Below are 21,661 nucleotides of genomic sequence, written 5' to 3'. Positions count from 1 at the left end.
TGTGTTGATAAAAATTTTAAGGGCATTACATGGATTTAAATACGGCGCGTATGAAAACTTTGTCCATTATTTTAGCCGGTGGACGTGGCTCAAGATTAAAGCAATTGACGGATAACCGCTCTAAGCCCGCTGTCCCGATTGCGGGTAAGTATAAAATTATCGATTTTCCGCTTTCTAACTGCATGAATTCAGGTATGAGACGAATCGCCGTTTTAACTCAGTATCGGTCTCATACTTTAAATCAACATGTGCAACGTGGTTGGAACTTCTTGCGTTCCGATTTTAATGAGTTTATTGAACTCTGGCCTGCTCAGCAGCAGACTGGAGGCGATTGGTATCGTGGAACAGCAGATGCTGTTTATCAAAACTTAAGCATGATTAACGGCTTGGAAAGTGAATATATTTTAATTCTTGCCGGTGACCATGTTTATAAGCAAGATTATAGTGTTATGTTGCAAGAGCACATAGACAGTGGTGCCGATGTCACTGTTGCGTGTATTCAAGTTCCTTTGGCAGAAGCGGATCAGTTTGGCATTATGCATGTCGATGACAATGACAACATCATCGCTTTTGAAGAGAAACCCTCTAATCCTCCTACTATGCCAGGCAAACCCGATGTGTCTCTTGCTAGTATGGGAATATATATTTTCAATACAAAATTTTTATCTGAGAATCTGCGCTCTGATGCCAGTGATGATGCGTCGAGCCATGATTTTGGTAAAGATTTGATCCCTCTTTTTGTTGGCAGAAGCAAAATAAAAGCTCACCATTTTGCTAACAGTGTGATTGATAATAAAAGCTACCCAGACAAACCTTACTGGCGCGATGTTGGTACTTTGACTGCGTATTGGGAAGCCAATATGGATTTGACCCGTTTAGTCCCTGAATTGGATTTGTACGACGAAGATTGGCCTATTCGTACCACCCAATATCAACGTCCTGCCGCTAAGTTTAATTACAATTACGAAGAACGTATTGGTACGGCGTTGAATTCTGTTGTATCGGCTGGGTGTATTGTTTCAGGTTCTACAGTCGAGCAGTCTATCTTGTTCAACAATGTGCGAGTCAATTCATACTCACATGTGAATAAATCCGTTATTTTGCCTCGTTGTGATATAGGTCGTAATTGTCGCTTAAACAAAGTGGTGGTGGATTCCGATTGCCATATACCCGAAGGAACAGTAATTGGTGAAGATGCTGTTGCAGATGCTGAGCGTTTTTATCGTAGTTCTGATGGGATTGTCTTGGTGACTCAGGGCATGATTGACGCCCTATCTGAGAAGTAGTGCGAATAGACTAGGTTTCTCTCCCGTATAGACCGAAAAGCCGCTTATGATGAAGCGGCTTTTTTTTTAATTTTACCGAGCAATGCTTACTGCCAACTTGAAAATGGATAAAATGGGCGCATTAGTAAGGTTTAGTTTTATCTTTTTGTGAAGAAACTGTTATCCCCGTAACCTGTGGATAACCCTATTGGTGACACTGTGATAACTTGCTCAAAACCAGTTCTGATGCAGCTTTGAATAAAAGTGTTCATTTCTTCTTCAGTCTCGCTGGTGGCCAGCATTAAGTTCGTCATACCGCACATTTTTTCACCTATGAATGAGGATTCTTTATGTTTACGGGTATTGTTCAAGGTACTGCATCGGTTCAAAGTACAAGCCAAGTTGGTCGTAATAAACGACTAGAAATTGTCTTCCCAGCGGGTGTGATGTTGGGGCAGCAGTTAGGGGCTAGTGTTGCGATTAATGGTGTTTGTTTAACCGTTGCTGAGATTGGCCATGATGTTTTAACGTTTGATGTGATTGATACCACGTTAGCATTAACCAATATTGGTTTACTGCAGGCGGGTGATACGGTCAACTTTGAACGTGCGGCGCGCATGGGTGATGAAATAGGCGGGCATGTTATGTCTGGTCACATCATGACGTCTGTTTGTGTCACGCGTATTGAAAAAATCGAAGAAAGTGTTCATATCCGCTTTACGACAGATCGCCAACATGACGTCGATGCACGACGCTATTTATTTGATAAGGGTTATGTTGGCTTGAATGGCGCGAGTTTGACCATCAGCGACATTGGTGATGATTGGTTAGAGGTATCGTTAATCCCAGAAACACTAAGGTTAACAACGTTTGGAATGCTCAGTGTGGGCGACAGAGTCAATCTTGAAATTGATTCTCACACACAAGCCACCGTCGACACGGTTGAACGAGTCTTAAAAGAAAGAGGGATTGTGTTGCCTTAATCCTATACATAGACTTAACTTGCTGGGCTCTTCTGGCTTGACCGCTGAAATAAATGGAGTCCACGCTCGATTTTCGGTAGAATGCTCGCCAATTTCTATCCTGAAAATGTGTTGATAAGCTTTTTCATAGTACAAACATGGTAATGGAGCTCAATTTGAACGCCATTTTGATGAAAATGTGTGCATATGTGGCTTATTTATCAACAGGAAATCATTCAAATATCGCTTTTTAAGTGTGAGTAAATAGTGTCTTCCAATAATCTTAAGCACATACGCAATTTTAGTATCATCGCCCACATTGACCATGGGAAATCGACATTAGCCGATCGCTTCATTCAGACTTGTGAAGGCTTGAGCGAGCGTGAGATGTCGGCTCAGGTTCTCGACTCAATGGACATTGAGCGTGAACGAGGCATTACCATCAAGGCGCAGAGTGTCACGCTGGATTACCATGCGAAAGATGGTCAGGTCTATCAGTTGAACTTCATCGATACACCTGGACACGTAGATTTCTCGTATGAAGTATCACGCTCACTGGCTGCTTGTGAAGGCGCATTATTGGTAGTGGATGCGGCGCAAGGTGTTGAAGCTCAATCTGTTGCAAACTGTTATACCGCTATCGAGCAAGGCCTCGAAGTTATGCCAGTCTTGAACAAAATCGATTTGCCTCAGGCTGAGCCTGAACGTGTTTGTGCAGAAATTGAAGAGATCATTGGTATTGATGCCATGAATGCTGTGACTTGTTCTGCAAAGACAGGCATGGGGGTTGATGATGTATTGGAGCGATTGGTTGCGACTATACCACCACCAGAAGGTGACGTAGATGCGCCGCTTCAAGCGCTTATAATTGATTCATGGTTTGATAATTACCTAGGCGTTGTTTCTCTTGTTCGTATCAAGCAAGGAACATTACGTAAGAAAGACAAGATTTATATTAAATCGACTAAACAAACTCACCCTGTTGATATGACGGGTATTTTTACGCCTAAGCGTAAAGAAACTGGTGTTCTGCGCGCTGGTGAAGTGGGTTATGTTGTTGCTGGTATCAAAGACATTCATGGCGCACCTGTTGGTGACACTATTACACACTCATCGACTCCTGATGTGCCTCAATTGTCTGGTTTCCAGAAAGTTAAGCCGCAAGTATACGCTGGTGTTTTCCCTGTAAGCTCTGACCAATACGAAGATTTCCGTGTTGCCTTGGATAAATTAACCCTAAACGATGCTTCCTTGTTCTTTGAACCTGAAAGTTCAGACGCATTGGGTTTTGGTTTCCGCTGTGGCTTCTTAGGAATGTTGCATATGGAAATCATCCAGGAACGTTTAGAACGTGAATACGATCTCGATTTGATCACGACAGCGCCAACGGTAGTTTTTGAAGTTGAATTAAACAATGGTGAGGTTATCAATGTTGATAGCCCATCTAAAATGCCTGACCCTGGCACTATTAAAGAAATGCGTGAACCTATTGTTGAAGCCAATATTTTGGTTCCACAGGAATACTTGGGGAACGTGATTACTTTGTGTGTGGAAAAGCGTGGCATTCAAAAAGACATGTTGTACGTTGGTCGTCAGGTGCAACTGCGTTATGAGTTGCCAATGAACGAAGTGGTAATGGATTTCTTTGATAAATTGAAGTCTTGTAGCCGTGGTTTTGCCTCGTTGGATTACAACTTCTCTCACTTTAGTCCTGCTCCGTTGTGCCGTTTGGATATACTTATCAATGGTGAGCGTGTTGATGCATTAGCCTTGATTATGCATAAAGATAACGTTCAGTTCAGAGGGCGTGCTTTGTGTGAAAAAATGAAAGATCTGATTCCTCGTCAGATGTTTGATGTTGCCATTCAGGGTGCGGTTGGCGCGAAAATCATTTCGCGAACAACGGTCAAAGCGTTGCGTAAAAACGTTATAGCGAAATGTTATGGCGGTGACGTGAGCCGTAAGAAGAAATTGCTACAGAAACAAAAAGAAGGTAAAAAACGCATGAAGCAGGTGGGCAACGTTGAAGTGCCACAGTCTGCTTTCCTTGCGGTTTTGCAGCTTGATAGCTAGCCAGAAAATCAACTGGTGCGCGCGAGCGCACCAAGGCGGAGAAATGAAGTATGAGTTTTGATTTCGAATTGATACTGGCGATTGCGTTTTTGGTAACCGGTGTTTTTTGGGTTTACGACCGCATTGTATATTTACCAAAACGTAAACAGGTTCTGGCGAGCATGGCGACAGAGGCGCGCAGTGCTTTAGACAAAGATGCGAAAGAAAGATTGGCGCAAACCCCTAAATTTGTTGTAGAGGTTAAGTCTTATTTTGTCATAATCGCAATTATTTTTGGTCTGCGCTCTTTTGTCGTCGAACCTTTTCAGATCCCATCTGGTTCTATGTTGCCGACGTTAAAGATTGGTGACTTTATTCTGGTGAATAAATTTGATTACGGACTTCGTTTGCCAGTACTCAATACCACTATTATTCCTACCACAGAGCCAAAACGTGGTGATGTAGTGGTTTTTAAGTACCCGCTAAAACCTGATTTAAACTATATTAAACGTTTGGTGGGCTTGCCTGGTGATCATGTTGTTTATCGCAATAAGATCTTAACGATAAATGGCAAGCAAGTGAGTAAAGAGTTTTTAGCTAAGTTGCCTGTGTCGTTGAATCCGGATCAAGAGCCGGTTGAGCTATTTAACGAAAACTTAGGTGGCGTGCAGCACGAGATTTATAATAGTTTCCGATTTACTCCCCATGAAGGAGAATGGACGGTTCCTGAAGGTCATTACTTTGTAATGGGAGATAATCGAGATAATAGCGCAGATAGCCGATTCTGGGGCTTTGTTCCTGATGAGAATATGAAAGGCCGCGCTTTTTACGTGTGGTTACATTGGGATGAGTTTTTCAGTATTCCAAGTTTTAAAAATAACGGTTTGATTGAATAAGTATTTTTTGGAGAAATTTTGAGTTCATTGTATCAGAAGCTGAGTCGGCGAATAGGTTACTTCTTTGCCGACCTTGGACTGCTTGAGCTGGCGCTAACGCATCGTAGTTTTGGTGGAAAAAATAATGAGCGCCTTGAATTTTTAGGTGACTCGATTCTTAACTATGTGATCGCTGAAGACCTATTTCATCGTTTTCCAAAAGCTAAGGAAGGTGAATTGAGCCGCTTGCGTGCCTCTTTGGTGAAAGGTGACACGCTAGCTGAACTCGCTCGTGAATTTCAACTAGGCGACTATTTGAAGCTGGGTGCTGGCGAATTAAAAAGCGGTGGCTTTAGACGTGACTCTATTCTGGCAGATACGGTAGAAGGCATTATTGGTGCTATGTATTTGGATGCCGGCATGGATGTTTGTCGAGAGCACATATTGTCATGGTACAAAGAACGTTTAGATGCGACATCTTTGAAAGTTGTTACGAAAGATGCCAAAACGCGTCTACAAGAGTATTTACAAGCCCGTAAGCACGCTTTGCCTCAGTATGATGTGGTAGACATTGTTGGTGAGCCACATGACCAGACGTTTCATGTTCACTGTTATATAGAACTCTGTGAAGACGCTATTGAAGGGAAAGGCAATAGCCGCCGTATTGCGGAGCAAAATGCCGCTTCAAAAGCACTGAAACAATTGGAAAAGAAAGATGTCTGACGTTGAAATTACACACTGTGGTTATATTGCCATTGTTGGTCGCCCTAATGTGGGTAAATCCACTTTGCTTAACCATATCTTGGGTCAAAAACTGTCGATTACTTCACGTAAGCCGCAAACGACTCGTGACCAAATTCTTGGTGTAAAGACCGAAGGGCATGTTCAAGCTATTTATGTTGACACTCCTGGGCTGCATCTCGGTGAGGCAAAAGCAATCAACCGAATTATGAACAAAACCGCCGTAGCGGCTTTGAAAGACGTGGATGTTGTTTTGTTTGTTATCGATGCTGATCGTTGGACCGAAGAAGATGAGTCTGTTCTCCAGAAGGTTAAGAATGCGCGTTGCCCGGTTATTTTGGTGGTAAATAAGGTTGATCAACTAGATCAAAAAGAAAGCCTGTTGCCACGCTTGGCAAATTTATCTGACCGAATGAATTTTGCGCAAATAGTGCCGATATCAGCGTTACGTAATAATAACCTTGATCGTTTAGAGCGTTTGGTTGAGAGCTATATTCCAGAAGGCACGCAATTTTACCCAGAAGATCAAATTACCAATCGTAGTTCTCGTTTCCTTGCGGCAGAAATCGTTCGTGAAAAGATTACTCGTCAGCTTGGCCAGGAAGTGCCATATGAAGTGGCTGTGCAAATTGAAGAATTCGTTTTCGAAGAGTCTGCTATTCATATTAGTGCGTTAATCTTGGTAGAGCGGAATGGCCAAAAGCGTATCATTATTGGTGAGCGTGGCGAAAAAATTAAGCTCATCGGCAAAGAAGCGCGTATTGATATGGAGAATCTGTTTCAACATAAAGTGATGCTGAATCTTTGGATTAAGATTCGTTCTGGCTGGTCTGATGATGAACGTGCGCTAGCCAGTTTAGGTTATCAGGAAGAGTAATTCCGATGCGCGTATCTGCGTATGTTATCCACACTCGTCCTTTTCAGGATAACAAAATTTTGCTCGATGTATTAACCCTTGAGCAAGGTTTGGTAAGAGGCGTGTGGCGATTACCTAAAAAAGAGGCTCGGGTCATACCTGGGCCTTTTTTGTGTTATGAAATGGAGTTTTCTGGCCGTAGCGACTTAAAGACAGTGAAAAGCTTAGAATCTATTACGTCTGCTTCTGCTCTTGAGGGATTGCCCTTGTATGCTGCGCTTTATGTGCATGAGTTGCTGGAAAAGCTGCTCCCGATTAATCTTCCCTTGCCTGATGTGTATGAGCTGTATAAATGGCTTATTGAAAGCTTGTACGCAGGAGCGCCAATAGCGCCTTTGTTACGACGTTTTGAAGTCGGGTTGTTCTCCGAATTAGGGGTGGCTATTAATATGCTTTCCACAAGCCGTGGTGAGTTGATAGACGCGAAGCAGCTCTATCAATTTCACTATAAGTTTGGCTTGCGTCCATATTATGGCGAGAAGCCGAAACTCTTGCCTATGTTGTTTGTAGAAGGGCAGGTCGCGCTTGATTATCAAGCGGGGAAATGGACAGATAAGCAGGTGTTAAGCCTTGCCAAAGAATTGCATCGTAATTGGTTGGACAGCTTGTTAAATGGTAAGCCTATCGTTGCAAGGCGTTTATTGCCAAAACAGTCCTTCCAAGGAGAGTTGCATTTGGGTGTGCCAATTTTCCGTACGTTGAAAGTTTGAGTTGAGTGAAGAGGTTATATCTTGATTATTGGTGTTGGAACGGACTTAGTAGAAATTGCCCGTATTGCGCAATCTATCACTCGTTTGGGAGAGCGTTTTGTTGATCGCATTTTGAGTGCGGACGAGAAAAAATGTTGGCAAGCTATTAGTAATGAAGATAAGGCCATTGCCTATGTCGCGAAACGTTTTGCCGCAAAAGAAGCCGCAGTAAAGGCATTGGGTACGGGAATTGGTTCTGGTGTGAGTTTTCAGCACTTTAGTGTTATGAATTTGCCCACAGGTCAGCCGATTCTTGTTGTTGATGATGCTATTGCGGCTCGTTATGATTTTCCTATTTCATGGCATGTAAGTTTAACGGATGAAAGGGCGTATGCTCAGGCCTTTGTAGTACTTGAATCTAAGGCTTGATTCCAAGGAATAAGCTGACGATGATCAAGCAGTTCATCGATGGCTTCTAAAAAGTCCTCGGTGACGCCCTCGGCGTCTTCCATGCCGAGTTCCTTTAGATGGGTTTCAAGGAAATTTGCGTGTCTCGCGATATTTACTGTACCTGTGTATTTTGATGCACCGTGTATTCGGTGAACCACTTCAATAAGTTTTTTAGTATCTTGGTTTTCTAAGTGATGTTTAATCAGCTTCTTCTCTGCGCTTAGCGAATCAGCCAGCATATCGAACATTTCTTTTGCAATCTCTTCTTTGCCGTCGACAATAGATAATGCTTTTTCTAAGTCAAATATATCAACTAGCTTTGCATTGACTTGATCTTGAAAGGTGTCGGTATTGGAGCACCATTTTTCGATCGTGCTAATGAGAAGGTCTTCGTCAATGGGCTTGGTAAGATAGGCATTCATCCCACTGCTGAGCATTTGTTGCTGCTCTGACCCTAAAGCATGGGCTGTTAGGGCGATGATAGGCGTGTTTTTGTAGGCGTCGAGTTGTCTTAAATGCTGGGTAGTTTCCATGCCATCCATTTCTGGCATTTGTATATCCATAAAAACCAAGTCGAAATGTTTGTTCATCGCTAGGTCTAAGGCTTGTTGTCCGCTGTAGGCTAAGGTGACATCGAGTCCGATCGGAATGAGCCAATGGTTAAGCAATTGTAAATTGATTGGCGAGTCATCGACCGCAAGTATACTGAGGCCTTTAATCTTGTCTCGTTGAGCATTGGTTTTTTGAGGTTGAGAGGTGGTGATCGGATTATGCCCTAAGTTTTGCAAAGCATGATAGAGGCGATCATGACTGATTGGCTTTAGCAAAATGTCACTGCAAATATCTTTTAAGTCTGGGTAATGTGTAATTTGGCCTGGTGGTTGGATCATCAGAATGCATGGAATAGAGAACTGCTGGGTCGAATACGTGATCAGTTCCCGGATTTCATAAATGCTTTGTTCATTTGGTACAACGCTCAATAGAATGGCATCTATTTTGTCGTGCTGTTTGTTTAACAGTGCAACGGTTTGCTCGATATCTGAGCATATACTGCAGCTGACCCCAATACTCTGTAAATAGTTGTTCAGATAGCTTTTATAGGTGGAGCTAGGTTCTAGTATGAGGATATGAAGTCCAAGTGCTGTTTTGTCACTTTGGGTTTTGGTCGATTTTTTCAGTGTGATTGTAAAGCGAAAGGTGGAGCCAATACTTGGGTCACTGCTTATTTCAATTTTGCCGTTCATTTGTTCAACGAGCTTTTTGGTTATAACCAAACCTAACCCTGTTCCGCCAAACTGCCGAGTGGTGCTGGTATCGACTTGTGAAAAAGGCTTGAACAAACGATGAATTTTGTTTTCTGCAATGCCAATGCCGGTATCGATAATTTGAAAAGACAGGGTGATATCTTGATCGTTCTCAGTCGCAATAGCGACGCGGGTTCTAACCGAACCTTGATGGGTGAATTTAATCGCATTACCGATTAGGTTGGTTAAAATCTGTCGTATTCGGGTGCTGTCACCAATAAACCATTCCGGTACATCTAAGCCAAATTCTGGGACTAAATCGATGTGCTTTTCTTTGTTGAGTAAGTTGATACTTAATGTCTGGTAAACATCGTCTATTAAGGTTTTAAGATTGAAATGGTTGCTTTCTAAGCTAAGCTTGCCTGCTTCAATTTTAGAGAAATCCAAAATATCACCGATAACCGCCAGTAGGCTGTTGGTAGATTGCTCAATGGTGTTCACATAAAGGCGGTGTTGAGGGTCTTTTATGTCTTTTTGCAGGGTTTTTGTATAACCCAGGATAGCGTTTAGAGGGGTTCTTACCTCGTGGCTTATGTTGGCTAAAAATTGCGACTTTAAGCGGTTGGACTCCATTGCTTCGCGGTTGGCTATGTGCAACTGGGCGCTTTTTTCTTCCATGCTATCTAAGCTACGACGAATGTCTTCTGTGGCTTGTTCAATGCCCGAGACGAGCTCTTCATTATGGTGCTCCAGCCTTTCCGTCAAATCGAGTAAGTCTCTTTGTATGGAGGTGTATTCTGCTGGTAGTTTCATCAGCTTCGCTGTGGAAAATTGACCTTTGACCAGTTTACTTAATGCTGAAGCCAGTTTGTTTATGGGGTGGGTGAGGATTTTTGACGCATGGAATGCGCCTAATATCATGGCGACGTTAAAAAGCAGAAAGATAAAAATGACTAAGCTGGAGTACTGGTATTTTTCTAATTGCACAGTGGCTTTATTTGCCTCCACTCTGACCCAGCCAATTAGGCTGCGCTGATCTTGAGTGTTGAAAAGGTCAGTTTGACTGTTGAAAATACCGTCCAGAGAGTTACTGGTATAGTAGATAGCGCTAATAGATTCGAGGCGGTCTTCGTATTCGATCACTTCATTTTTTTCGGGAAAAAAAGGACTGTTTTGTATCGATGGTTTGCCTAGTTCGGCGATGGCTTTTTGTTCACTGTTGTAGAGTTGGACACTACTTATATTTGGGTTGTTAAGTGCGTTTTGTAGAATCCGATACATCATGTTTTGGTCAGAGAACACAATGGCATAGGCGCTCGTTGTGGAGACTTGTTCTGTTATGTGGCGTGATTGCTCATGCAGGTTGCGATTTAGATCATTGAAACGCGTAGATAATAAGAAGATGGTGACCATCAAAGAGATAATGAAAGAAGGAGTGAATAACACCCAAAACAACTTGCTGCTTAGGCTCAGTGAAGTGATATTAATAAAAGGAATTTTCATTGTGCGAGCCATAGATATAAAAGGTTAGTAGCATGCTAAGCGGCCTTGTTCTTTGCGTGTGTCGCATTCTTTTTCATAATTTTCGCATGCCGCTATTTCGTCACCGGATGCCGAGTCTAGGTAAGCGCATGCTCGCCAATTTTTACGTAATTCTGCGTTGCTTAGCTCTGTGAGGTCTTCCGCAGGCTTGTTGCAGCCGCTTATTACTAGTAACAAAAAGAGCAATGTGAGAAAGCGTGTAGCGCGCATAGGGTTAGTCCAAGTGAAGTGCAAACAGCAGATTTTACCTACCTAAAAAGATAGAGTAACCTGTTTTATTTTTCAAAATGAGAAACTAACACTAAGTTTATAACGCTTTCTTATTGTACTGTTGGGCGTAAGTGTTCTTAAATAGGCCCATAGCGTTAAGTTTCATTCCCTCAGTCATCAATGTCAATGAAGTTTTTTATGATCCAATACCCTAGCATCGAGTCCTTAATTGGACACACTCCTCTGGTTCGCTTGCAGCGCATCAACCCAAATCCAAGTAATACGATTTTATTAAAGCTTGAAGGCCAAAACCCAGCAGGATCAGTAAAAGACCGCCCTGCATTGAATATGATTCTTCAGGCTGAACTTCGCGGAGATATTAAGCCAGGTGATAGTTTAATTGAGGCGACAAGTGGTAATACTGGGATTGCCTTGGCGATGGCGGCAGCCATTAAGGGCTATAAAATGCACCTGATTATGCCGGATAACATGAGCCAAGAGCGAAAGTCAGCGATGACGGCTTATGGCGCCATCTTGCACTTAGTGACAAAAGAAGAGGGTATGGAAAGAGCCCGTGATCTTGCTCAAGAAATGCAAGATGAAGGTGTTGGTATTGTATTGAATCAGTTTGCAAACCAAGACAATCCTAATGCGCATTATCTCACAACAGGGCCTGAGATTTGGCAACAAACACAAGGAGCCGTGACACACTTTGTGAGTTCAATGGGCACCACGGGCACCATTATGGGAGTGTCACATTATTTGAAAGAGCAGAATAAAGACATCCAAATTGTTGGTCTTCAGCCTCAAGATGGTTCAAGTATCCCAGGTATCCGTCGTTGGCCAAAAGAGTATCTGCCTTCAATCTTTGACGATAGCCGAGTGGATACCATTATGGATGTGTCGCAAGAGGCCGCTGAGACAACAATGCGTCGTTTGGCGAAAGAGGAAGGTATTTTTTGCGGTGTGTCCTCGGGTGGTTCTGTTGCGATAGCGATGGAATTGTCTAAGCAGCTAACGGATGCCGTGATTGTCGCGATTGTGTGTGACCGCGGAGATCGTTATCTGTCGACTGGCGTGTTTGATGGCTGAGTGATTAATGGCTATTAAGGCTTGCTTTCGCGTACAGTTCTATCTACAGATGAGATAGAATAGATATGCATTTATCCTATATTCAGGAACAAGAGAGCCACCTTTGAGAAGAAGAACACCCCCTCGCCGAACAAGCAAACCCCAGGTATTGGGCCCCGTCCAGACTTACCATGTGGAAGGCATTACTCATGAAGCCAAAGGCGTTGCTCGCCTGAATGGTAAAGTAACCTTTATCGAAGGTGCTTTACCTGGCGAATCAGTGACTGCGCAAGTGACTAAAGCTGGGCGTCGTTTTGATGAAGCCGCTTTGCATTCGATTATTGAGCCAAGTGATTACCGAGTTGAACCTGCTTGCCCACATTTTTCTATTTGTGGTGGTTGTAGTTTTCAGCATTTAGCCGCTGAAAAGCAATTAGCTGCCAAACATGATTGGCTGCAAGGACAGTTGCGCAAAGTTGCGACAATGCAAGATTTTGAGCCTCTGGTTGATGCGCCAACACAGTACCGTCGCCGAGCCCGAATAGCCATTGAGCAAAAGAAAGGCCAACTGGCAATGGGGTTTCGTGGCAAGTCCTCAAGCGATATCGTTTCTATTGATCAATGTGTTGTGCTTACTGCTCCTTTGCAAACCATTTTTTTGTCACTAAAAACTGCGTTATTACAAAGTGAGTTAGCGGGTTTGCTTGGGCACATTGAATTGTTAGAAGATACAAAAGGCGTATCCGTGTTGTTTCGATTGAACTTTGAGGTGAGTGATGAGCTCAAAGAAACGTGGGAACGCTGGGCGCAAGACGAGCAAATTACGTTATATTGGCAAGCACCAAAGGCGAGCAAAGCGGAGGTGTCGCCAGAAAAAATGCGCCATTATGAACTTGATGGGTTGAAATTGAGTTATCACCCTCAAGACTTTATCCAAGTGAATGCCGCGATGAATCAAAAAATGGTGATGCAGGCGATTGATTGGTTGGCGTTAAATGATCGAGACATTGTGTTGGATTTATTCTGTGGTGTGGGTAATTTCTCTTTGCCTTTAGCTAAGTACGCACAAAAGGTAATTGGCGTTGAGGTGCAAGACTCTATGGTGGAGGCTGCGCGTCACAATGCACAACTAAATAGATTGGATAATGTTGCATTTGTTGCTGCAGACTTGACTCAGCCGGTTGAAAATGGGCTTATTAGCAAGCAAATTACAAAAGTGCTGCTGGACCCTCCACGTGCGGGAGCATTTGAATTTTTAGACAGCATCATAAAAATTGCACCAACACAAATATTGTATGTTTCTTGCAATGCTTCTACTTTAGCAAGGGATGCCGAATATCTAGTTGCAAAAGGATATCGTGTTTTGAGGGTGAGTTTGATGGACATGTTTCCGCAAACTTCCCATGTAGAGACGATGATGTTGTTGCAAAAAAAGAAGTAACTTGAAGGGCGGATAAATGGTAACGGTAAGAAAAGATCACCCTGTTTTAGATGATGGTAGCGTGGATATTGATGGTTGGATGGGGCACTTTTCTCATTTAATCGATGACAGTGCTCGAGTGCCTTTGCGTATGGCTTGTGAATTAGCTAGGCAGGCAGAACTTCAATCTGCAAGACCATCTTATTGGGGGCCACAGGCAAGTACTTTTCGAGCCGGACTAGAAATGGTCGAAATTTTGTCTGGCTTTCGGGCGGATCAAGACTCCTTGGTAGCGGCTGCCGTCTATCGTGCAGTACGAGAAGACCAACTGCCTATTTCCCGGGTGACGGACATGTTTGGGCGCAAGGTGGCTCTGATTGTCGAAGGCGTCATTAAAATGGGGGAGGTTTCTAAAAACCTCACTGCAGACACGGCGGCAGAGGTGCTTGGAAGCAGTGAAAATCAATTAGAATCTTTGCGCAAAATGCTGGTTTCTATTATTGATGACGTCCGCGTTGTATTGATTAAATTGGCGGAACGCGCCTGTGCTATCAAAGAAGCAAAGCATCAAAGCGAAGAGCGACGTGTTGCTGTTGCACTAGAAGTACAAAGTGTTTATGCCCCATTGGCCCATCGTTTAGGCATTGGTCATATAAAATGGGAGCTGGAAGACCTGTCTTTTCGTTACCTATACCCCTCTGACTACAAACGTATTGCTACCTGGTTGGATGAAAAGCGTTTAGATCGTCAGCAATTCATTGACGATGTTATCTCTTTGCTAGATGAACGACTAAAAGCCATTAATATTCACGCCGATCTAATGGGACGTGCCAAGCACATCTACAGTATTTGGCGAAAAATGAAGCGTAAAAATATAGGCTTCGATGAAGTCTATGATGTGCGTGCTGTTCGTATTTTGGTGGATGAACCAATGGAGTGCTATGGCGTTCTTGGTGTTGTTCATAATTTGTGGCGCCCCATTCCGCAAGAATTTGATGATTACATTAGCAATCCTAAGTCTAACGGATACCAGTCTTTGCATACGGCAGTGGTTGGTCCCCAAGGACGAGCGCTGGAGATCCAAATCCGTACGCATAAAATGCATGAAGATGCAGAACTGGGCGTGTGTGCGCATTGGAAGTACAAAGGAACCGATTTAAGCTCTAACAGCACCAGCTATGAAGAGAAATTGCAATGGCTGCGTACCATTTTGGACTTTCATGAGGTTCAAGGCGACTTGGAGTCTTTGTCTGAGCAAGTTCGCAGTGATATAGAGCAAGATCGTATTTATGTTTTTACGCCTGATGGGCATGTTGTCGATCTTCCAGTTAACGCTACGCCTGTTGATTTTGCTTACCGCGTCCATACGGAAATTGGACATCGTTGTCGAGGTGCAAAAGTAAACGGCAAGATTATTTCTTTAGTAACGCATCTAAAAACTGGCGACAAAGTCGAAATTCTAACCACGAAAGAGGGTGGACCGAGTCGCGACTGGCTCCACCCTACATTGGGCTATGTTCAAACTAACCGTGCAAGAGCCAAAATCCAGAATTGGTTTAGAAAAGAAGATCGAGAGAAAAACCTTGAAGCGGGTAAGCAATTACTAGATAAACAGCTAAAACGTTTAGGGCTTGAAGATAGTCGTATTGATTTACAGGCGATATCAGCGCGCTTTAATTTTTCTTATGCCGAAGAAGTGTATGTGGCGTTAGGCGCTGGCGATATACAGTTGGCACGCGTTTTAAGAGTTATTGATGACTTTTATAACCTGAATGGCGAAACTTCACCAACGCGACCAATTCGCCTTAAAAAGAGCCTTCATAAGTCGTCTGATAACGATATTCATATATTGGGTGTTGGCAAATTACTTACCCAAATGGCCAAGTGTTGTTCGCCAATTCCTGGGGACGATATTGTTGGTTTTATTACCCAAGGGCGCGGTGTATCGGTACACAGACAAGATTGTATTAATATCGTGCAGTTAGGATTGGATGAGCCCGAGAGAATCATTGATGTAAGCTGGGGTGAAGAGCTAGACAATCAGTACCCTGTAAATATTCAGGTTGAAGCTTATGATCGCACTGGTTTGCTTAATGATATTACCAGTCTGTTGGCCAACGAGAAGGTCAATTTACTATCGATGAATACCTTGTCTGCAAAGGAAAATCATACGGCGAGCATACGTTTTACTATCGAAGTAGGCGAGTTAAGCGTGCTAAGCAAATTGCTGCACCGCATTAATCAGCTGCCAAATGTCTTAAATGTGTTTAGAGAGAGAGACTTTTGAGTAACGCCATTACCCAGTTGCAGTATTTAATGACCTGCTTGAGAGATGAGCAGTTTGGGTGTGCGTGGGATAAAAAGCAAACCTATAAAACGATTGCACCTTACACTCTGGAAGAAACCTATGAAGTGCTAGATGCCATTGAACGAGAAGATTTTGAGCATCTAAAAGAAGAGCTTGGCGATTTACTGTTTCAGGTGGTTTTTTATGCGCAAATAGCGGACGAAGAGCAACGCTTTTCTTTTGAAGATGTGGCCGCTGGTATTGTTAAAAAAATGCTACGACGTCACCCACATGTGTTTCCAGACGCAGACTTGACGCGTTTTGGTGAGCCGACAGCGCTTACCGAACAAGAAGTTGCTGAGCAATGGCAGCAGATTAAGGCGCAAGAAAAAGGGGATAAAAAAACGAGCATGTTAGCGGATGTGCCCGTGTCGATGCCAGCCTTAATGCAAGCCATTAAAATTCAGGAAAAAGTATCGAAAGTGGGTTTTGATTGGTCAGACATTAAGCCCGTTTTTGACAAAATTCGTGAAGAGTTAGATGAGCTTGAAGAGGCGATTCAAGAGCAAAATCAGCCTCATATAGAAGAAGAAATGGGGGACGTTTTGTTTGCAATGACAAATCTATCTCGTCATTGCAAGGTGTCTCCTGATATCGCTCTAAATAAAACAAATGTTAAATTCCGTAGACGGTTTGCTAGAATTGAAGCGCTTGTTGCAGAGCAAAATAAAACGCTAACAGATTGTTCTTTAAAGGAACTAGATAATTTTTGGGATCAAGCTAAACGCGAAGGTTTATGAGTTTGATTTTTGGTCGGATGATAAAAATACCTTTGAACACATAGGTGTTATTAGCAAGATAAGGAGGGTGCAGTGAGTGATCGTCAGGCGTCATTACGTGAAAATGTTAGGTTGCTAGGAGATTGTCTTGGCGAAAGCATGAGTAATCATTTAGGCGAAGGTTTTCTTGAGAAAGTAGAAAATATTCGAATGCTTTCAAAAGATGGGCGTCAATCAGGAGACTCAGCCGCTCTTATTCAAGCTTTAGAAGAGTTAGATGATAAAGAAATTGTTCCTGTCGCACGGGCTTTCAACCAGTTTTTAAACTTATCTAATATCGCAGAGCAGTATCACCGAGTTCATCGTAGACGTACAAACGAGAGTTTGGGGGTTTATCATAATCCTGTAGGGGATTTATTGGCTCGCCTCGATAAGAAGAACTTTACCGCCGAGCAAATGATTGCTTCTTTGCAGTCTCAATCTATTGAATTAGTTCTCACAGCGCATCCTACGGAAGTGGTACGTCGATCTTTGATTCGTAAATACGACAATATTTCCACTGAGCTAGAAGCGCTTGATAAAGATAATATTCTGCCACTAGAAGAGACGAAACACATTCGACGATTGAAAGAAATCATCACTCAGGCTTGGCATACCGATGAAATCCGTGAAGAACGTCCGACTCCTGTAGATGAGGCTAAGTGGGGCTTTGCTGTTATTGAGCAGTCTTTATGGCAAGCAGTCCCTCGCTTTTTTCGCCAACTCGATGAGCAGTTTAGTAAGTTTTCAAAAGAAGACCGTTTGCCCTTAGATTTAGCGCCGATTCGTTTTGCAACTTGGATGGGTGGCGATAGAGATGGCAATCCAAATGTAACGCACACAGTAACAAAAGAAGTGGCTTTGTTGGCTCGCTGGATGGCGGCAGATCTTTACATCAAAGATCTGAACACACTGCGTTCTGAATTTTCTATGACCCAATGTAATGCCGCTTTGCGCGAACGCGTTGGGGACAGTGCGCAACCTTATCGCGAAGTCCTGCGTCACCTAGAAAATAAGATGCTAGCGACCAAAAATTGGGCGAAAGCGTGTTTGGAGGGTAAGCCAACAACTGATGAAGAGATATTTCTTGATATACAAGAGCTTAAGGACGATCTAATACTGTGTTATCAGTCTCTGTTAGATTGCGGTATGAAGGTTATTGCCAATGGTTCATTGCTTGACCTTATTCGTTGTGCAGCTACTTTTGGCGCAACGCTCGTGCGTTTGGACGTGCGTCAGGATGCCTCTCGCCATATTGATGCGCTGTCTGCCATTACTCGCTTCTATGGGTTGGGAGATTACGCCGAGTGGGATGAAGCTTCTCGCCAAGCTTTTTTGCTGACCGAACTAAATTCAAAACGTCCTCTTTTGCCTATGGAGTGGACGCCAACAGCCGAAGTTAAAGAAGTCCTCGATACGTTTAAAATGATTGCCAACGGTGAGCAGAATTCGTTCGGTTCTTATGTCATTTCAATGGCCAGTGCGCCTTCTGATGTGTTGGCTGTTGCTTTAATGCTGAAAGAGTCCGGTGTGGCCTTCCCGATGCGAATAGTGCCATTGTTTGAAACCCTTGCGGATTTGGATAATGCAGAGCCAATTATTGAGCAATTGTTCTCGTTGCCTTGGTACAAATCTTATATTAACGGTCATCAAGAGGTGATGATTGGTTATTCTGATTCGGCTAAAGATGCTGGCCAAATTGCGGCGACATGGGGGCAATATCGAGCGCAAGAGGCCTTGACGCGTCTTTGTAAGAAACATGGTATTCATCTGACCTTGTTCCATGGTCGTGGTGGTACCGTTGGTCGTGGCGGCGGCCCAGCTCATGTTGCGATTTTGTCTCAACCTCCAGGTTCGGTTAATGGTGCGATTCGTGTGACCGAGCAAGGTGAAATGATTCGCTTCAAATTTGGTATTCCTGACATCGCTGTTCGCTCTTTGGAATTGTATTGTTCTGCTGTTATGGAAGCGTCTTTGATACCTGCTGAAGCTCCGAAAGAGGAGTGGCGGGCTATTATGGATGAGATGGCGGAAGTGGGCATGAATCAATATCGCTCTATCGTTCGTGGTCATGAAGATTTTGTTCCTTACTTTAGGGCAACCACGCCGGAACAAGAGTTGGCTAAATTGCCTTTAGGTTCTCGTCCTGCCCGTCGCCGTTCAGATGGTGGCGTTGAAAGTTTGCGAGCGATTCCTTGGATTTTTGCGTGGATGCAAATTCGTCTGATGTTGCCGGCTTGGCTGGGTGCCGAGAGTGCATTGCAACAGGGCGTTGAATCCGGAAACTTAGAAAAACTGCGCGAAATGCATAAAAAATGGCCTTTTTTTGGTGCTTACCTAGACATGCTTGACATGGTATTGGCAAAGGCTGAGCCAGAAATTGCTGAATATTATGAGAAGCGTTTGGTTGGGGAAGAGCTTCAGGGATTAGGGCGATTATTACGGGGTAAGCTAAAGCAAGTGAGTGAGCTTGTGAAGATGCTTAAACAGCAAGAGCGCTTAATCGAAGACAACAAAACGATTCGTCAGTCTATCGATGTTCGTAACCCTTACATTGATCCATTGCACTATTTGCAGGCCGAGCTTTTGTATCGTAGTCGTAAGGACGAAGATAATGCAGAGGTCAACAAAGCTCTTATGATAACCATGGCGGGCATTGCCAGTGGTATGCAAAATACGGGCTAATTACAAATGTGGTTGATAAATGCTCAATATGAGTAAGAAAAACATAAAAAAAGGCAGGTAAATTTGCATAAAGGATGGCTGCTTGGGTATGCTTGGCGGCCATTCAATTTATTAGTATGCAAATGGTGTAATTTTTCATAGTGCTGCCGTGCTTTTTGCACGTTGATGGTGCGCTGTGTCAGTTAGCCTTGCTTATCAGTTAACTCTGTCTTTTGGAGACGTTTATGCGAGTAATATTATTAGGTGCGCCAGGCGCTGGTAAAGGCACTCAAGCTCAATTTATTACAGAAGAGTTTGGTATTCCACAAATCTCTACTGGAGACATGCTGCGTGCCGCCGTGAAAGCAGGAAGCGAAATGGGTTTAAAAGCCAAAGCGGTTATGGACGCAGGTCAGCTTGTTTCAGATGATATTATTATTGGTTTGGTAAAAGAGCGCCTAACACAAGACGATTGTGTTAATGGTGCGTTGTTTGATGGTTTTCCTCGTACGATTCCTCAAGCGGATGCTCTAAAAGACGCTGGTGTTAAGATCGATTATGTTGTTGAAATCGATGTGCCAGATGAAGAGATTGTTAAGCGCATGAGTGGACGTCGTGTCCATGAAGCGTCAGGCCGTACATACCACATTGTGTACAACCCGCCGAAAGTAGAAGGTAAGGACGATGTAACAGGGGATGACCTTGTACAGCGTGCTGATGATACAGAAGAAACTGTTCGTCTTCGCTTAGGTGTTTACCATGATCAAACAGCGCCTCTGATTGGTTATTACCAAGATTGGCTGAAAGCAGATAGTGCAACTGCTCCTAAGTTCGTTAAAGTCAACGGTATTGGCGATTTGAATGAAATTAAGCAAAATCTTTTAGAATCACTAAAGGCTTAATGAGTTCATGTCGGTCATTTTAGCTCTTGATACCTCAACGCCTGCATGTTCTGTGGCGTTGAATTTGAATGGCGTTGTGTTAGAAGATTTTCGCATGGCGCCACGTCTTCATAATGATCTGATTCTTCCTATGGTCGATCAAATTCTAGACCAAGCTGGTATTACCCTGTTAGATCTAGATGCTATTGCATTTGGAAGAGGGCCCGGCTCTTTTACTGGTCTGAGAATAAGTGCGGGTGTTGTGCAGGGGCTTGCCTTTGGTGCTGATTTGCCTGTTATTCCTGTATCGACATTGGCGGCTCTATCTCTGGAAGGTTTTCAGAAAACCGGAAAAAATCGTTGGCTGGCTGCCCTTGATGCCCGTATGGGGGAGATTTACATGGGTGGTTACACTGTTAATAAAGTGGAAGGCCGCTATGTAATAGAGTCATTGATTGATGAGTGTGTTGTGAAGCCCGAATCCCTAAAAGGTTTTACTGAACACTATAACGGCGTAGGTTCTGGCTGGTGTTATGAAGACATTCTTAGTTCATTAATGCCTGCTGCTCCAGAGTACATTTTAACGGATGCTGCCCCTCGAGCAGCATGTATTGCTGATCTAGCTATGCTTCAATTTCAACAGGGTGCGACGGTATCTTCTTATGAAGCAATACCGACCTATTTGAGAGATGAAATAAGCTGGGAAAAGCAAGCTCCAAGGATAGGAAAGCGATAACAAACTATGTTGTGGTATCACATTGTTTTTTTGGCAGTAATACAGGGTCTTACTGAGTTTCTGCCAATTTCAAGTTCTGCTCATTTAATTCTCCCAGCTCAATTACTTCATTGGCCAGACCAAGGTTTGGCCTTTGATGTCGCTGTTCATGTTGGCACTTTAATGGCCATCCTTGGCTATTTCAGGAAAGATATTTTTGCCATTGTTGTTGCTTGGTTTGTGTCCCTAAAGACTAGACAGTCTACACCTGAAAGTCGTCTAGCTTGGTGGATCGTGTTAGCTACCTTACCGGCTTGTGCAGCAGGTTTGCTGTTTGATGACTTTATCAGTACACACTTACGTTCTTTAGAGGTTATTGCGTATACCACTATCGGCTTTGGTGTTTTGCTTTGGTTGTCTGATAAATACGGTACATCGAATAAAACAGAGCGTGATTTCGGTATAAAGAGCGTTCTTTGTATTGGTTTTGCTCAGGCTCTTGCATTAATTCCTGGAACATCACGTTCCGGTATTACCATGACTGCTGCGCGCTTTCTGGGATTTGGTCGTGAGTCAGCGGCAAAGTTTTCTTTTCTTCTGTCTATTCCTTTGATTTTAGCGGCTGGTGGTTTAAAGACGGTTGAGCTGGCGTCATCTAATTTAGCCGTTGATTGGGGAAGTATTCTTGCTGGCGTTATTTTGTCGGCGATAAGTGCTTATTGTTGTATTTATCTGTTCCTAAAATGGCTAAACACGATTGGTTTTTTCCCTTTTTTCATATATCGCCTTGTTTTAGGCTTTATTCTTCTGTTTATCGTTTATATTTTATAAATGTGTATCTCTGTCGTGCTATAAAAAA

Annotated in this window: 18 protein-coding genes; 16 read left to right on the top strand and 2 right to left on the bottom strand. The window is 43.3% G+C overall.

The window, feature by feature from the left end:
* Positions 1-29: 29 nt before the first annotated feature.
* The 8 genes from glgC (at position 30) to acpS (ending at position 7,929) form a co-directional block, all read left to right on the top strand.
* Positions 30-1,286 (top strand): glucose-1-phosphate adenylyltransferase, encoded by a 1,257-nt coding sequence (glgC, locus tag C1X04_RS13865; RefSeq protein ID WP_110577151.1) that lies wholly within the window; start codon positions 30-32, stop codon positions 1,284-1,286.
* A gap of 329 nt (positions 1,287-1,615) precedes the next feature.
* A complete protein-coding gene (locus C1X04_RS13860; protein WP_137170257.1) occupies positions 1,616-2,248 on the top strand; it encodes a riboflavin synthase subunit alpha in 633 nt (210 codons plus the stop codon).
* A gap of 246 nt (positions 2,249-2,494) precedes the next feature.
* Positions 2,495-4,300 (top strand): translation elongation factor 4, encoded by a 1,806-nt coding sequence (gene lepA, locus C1X04_RS13855; protein ID WP_137170256.1) that lies wholly within the window; start codon positions 2,495-2,497, stop codon positions 4,298-4,300.
* A 50-nt stretch (positions 4,301-4,350) separates the two neighbouring features.
* A complete protein-coding gene (gene lepB / locus C1X04_RS13850; RefSeq protein WP_110577154.1) occupies positions 4,351-5,175 on the top strand; it encodes a signal peptidase I in 825 nt (274 codons plus the stop codon).
* Between the two features lie 18 nt (positions 5,176-5,193).
* Positions 5,194-5,877 (top strand): ribonuclease III, encoded by a 684-nt coding sequence (gene rnc, locus C1X04_RS13845; protein ID WP_110577155.1) that lies wholly within the window; start codon positions 5,194-5,196, stop codon positions 5,875-5,877.
* A complete protein-coding gene (era, locus tag C1X04_RS13840; protein WP_137170255.1) occupies positions 5,870-6,772 on the top strand; it encodes a GTPase Era in 903 nt (300 codons plus the stop codon). Before rnc ends, era begins: the two co-directional genes overlap by 8 nt.
* A 5-nt stretch (positions 6,773-6,777) precedes the next feature.
* Positions 6,778-7,521 carry a DNA repair protein RecO gene (recO, locus tag C1X04_RS13835; RefSeq protein ID WP_110577157.1) on the top strand — a complete coding sequence of 248 codons (744 nt, stop codon included), beginning with the start codon at positions 6,778-6,780 and terminating at the stop codon, positions 7,519-7,521.
* A 21-nt stretch (positions 7,522-7,542) separates the two neighbouring features.
* Positions 7,543-7,929 carry a holo-ACP synthase gene (acpS, locus tag C1X04_RS13830; RefSeq protein ID WP_110577158.1) on the top strand — a complete coding sequence of 129 codons (387 nt, stop codon included), beginning with the start codon at positions 7,543-7,545 and terminating at the stop codon, positions 7,927-7,929.
* Here acpS and C1X04_RS13825 read toward each other — a convergent pair.
* Together C1X04_RS13825 and C1X04_RS13820 are read right to left on the bottom strand one after the other, a co-directional pair.
* On the bottom strand, positions 7,896-10,697 hold the full coding sequence (locus C1X04_RS13825; RefSeq protein ID WP_137170254.1) for a response regulator: 2,802 nt from the start codon (positions 10,695-10,697) through the stop codon (positions 7,896-7,898). The two genes, acpS and C1X04_RS13825, sit on opposite strands and share 34 nt — an antisense overlap.
* Before the next feature lie 24 nt (positions 10,698-10,721).
* On the bottom strand, positions 10,722-10,946 hold the full coding sequence (locus tag C1X04_RS13820; RefSeq protein ID WP_110577160.1) for a hypothetical protein: 225 nt from the start codon (positions 10,944-10,946) through the stop codon (positions 10,722-10,724).
* 198 nt (positions 10,947-11,144) lie between these two features.
* Here C1X04_RS13820 and cysM point away from each other — a divergent pair, with 198 nt between their 5' ends.
* From cysM to C1X04_RS13780, 8 genes are all read left to right on the top strand, one after another.
* Positions 11,145-12,038: a cysteine synthase CysM gene (cysM, locus tag C1X04_RS13815; protein WP_137170253.1), complete on the top strand. Its 894-nt coding sequence runs from the start codon at positions 11,145-11,147 to the stop codon at positions 12,036-12,038.
* A gap of 103 nt (positions 12,039-12,141) precedes the next feature.
* Entirely contained in the window at positions 12,142-13,458 is a 1,317-nt protein-coding gene (gene rlmD / locus C1X04_RS13810) for a 23S rRNA (uracil(1939)-C(5))-methyltransferase RlmD (protein WP_137170252.1), read from the top strand.
* A 16-nt stretch (positions 13,459-13,474) separates the two neighbouring features.
* The gene (gene relA, locus C1X04_RS13805) at positions 13,475-15,724 is read left to right on the top strand and encodes a GTP diphosphokinase (RefSeq protein WP_110577163.1); all 2,250 of its coding nucleotides are present in this window, start codon (positions 13,475-13,477) and stop codon (positions 15,722-15,724) included.
* A complete protein-coding gene (gene mazG, locus C1X04_RS13800) occupies positions 15,721-16,524 on the top strand; it encodes a nucleoside triphosphate pyrophosphohydrolase (RefSeq protein WP_110577164.1) in 804 nt (267 codons plus the stop codon). Before relA ends, mazG begins: the two co-directional genes overlap by 4 nt.
* Before the next feature lie 72 nt (positions 16,525-16,596).
* Positions 16,597-19,227: a phosphoenolpyruvate carboxylase gene (gene ppc, locus C1X04_RS13795; protein ID WP_110577165.1), complete on the top strand. Its 2,631-nt coding sequence runs from the start codon at positions 16,597-16,599 to the stop codon at positions 19,225-19,227.
* A gap of 224 nt (positions 19,228-19,451) precedes the next feature.
* Entirely contained in the window at positions 19,452-20,108 is a 657-nt protein-coding gene (gene adk / locus C1X04_RS13790) for an adenylate kinase (RefSeq protein ID WP_110577166.1), read from the top strand.
* Positions 20,109-20,115: 7 nt separating this feature from the next.
* Positions 20,116-20,823 carry a tRNA (adenosine(37)-N6)-threonylcarbamoyltransferase complex dimerization subunit type 1 TsaB gene (gene tsaB, locus C1X04_RS13785; protein WP_137170251.1) on the top strand — a complete coding sequence of 236 codons (708 nt, stop codon included), beginning with the start codon at positions 20,116-20,118 and terminating at the stop codon, positions 20,821-20,823.
* A gap of 6 nt (positions 20,824-20,829) precedes the next feature.
* Positions 20,830-21,633, top strand: coding sequence for an undecaprenyl-diphosphate phosphatase (locus C1X04_RS13780; protein ID WP_137170250.1), 804 nt, complete (start codon positions 20,830-20,832; stop codon positions 21,631-21,633).
* The last annotated feature ends 28 nt before the right edge of the window (positions 21,634-21,661 follow it).

It is taken from the genome of Marinomonas sp. FW-1, assembly GCF_005222245.1.
Taxonomy (GTDB): domain Bacteria; phylum Pseudomonadota; class Gammaproteobacteria; order Pseudomonadales; family Marinomonadaceae; genus Marinomonas; species Marinomonas alcarazii.
The sequence above is the reverse complement of the archived record's forward strand: the minus strand, read 5'-3'. Positions and strand labels throughout refer to the sequence as shown.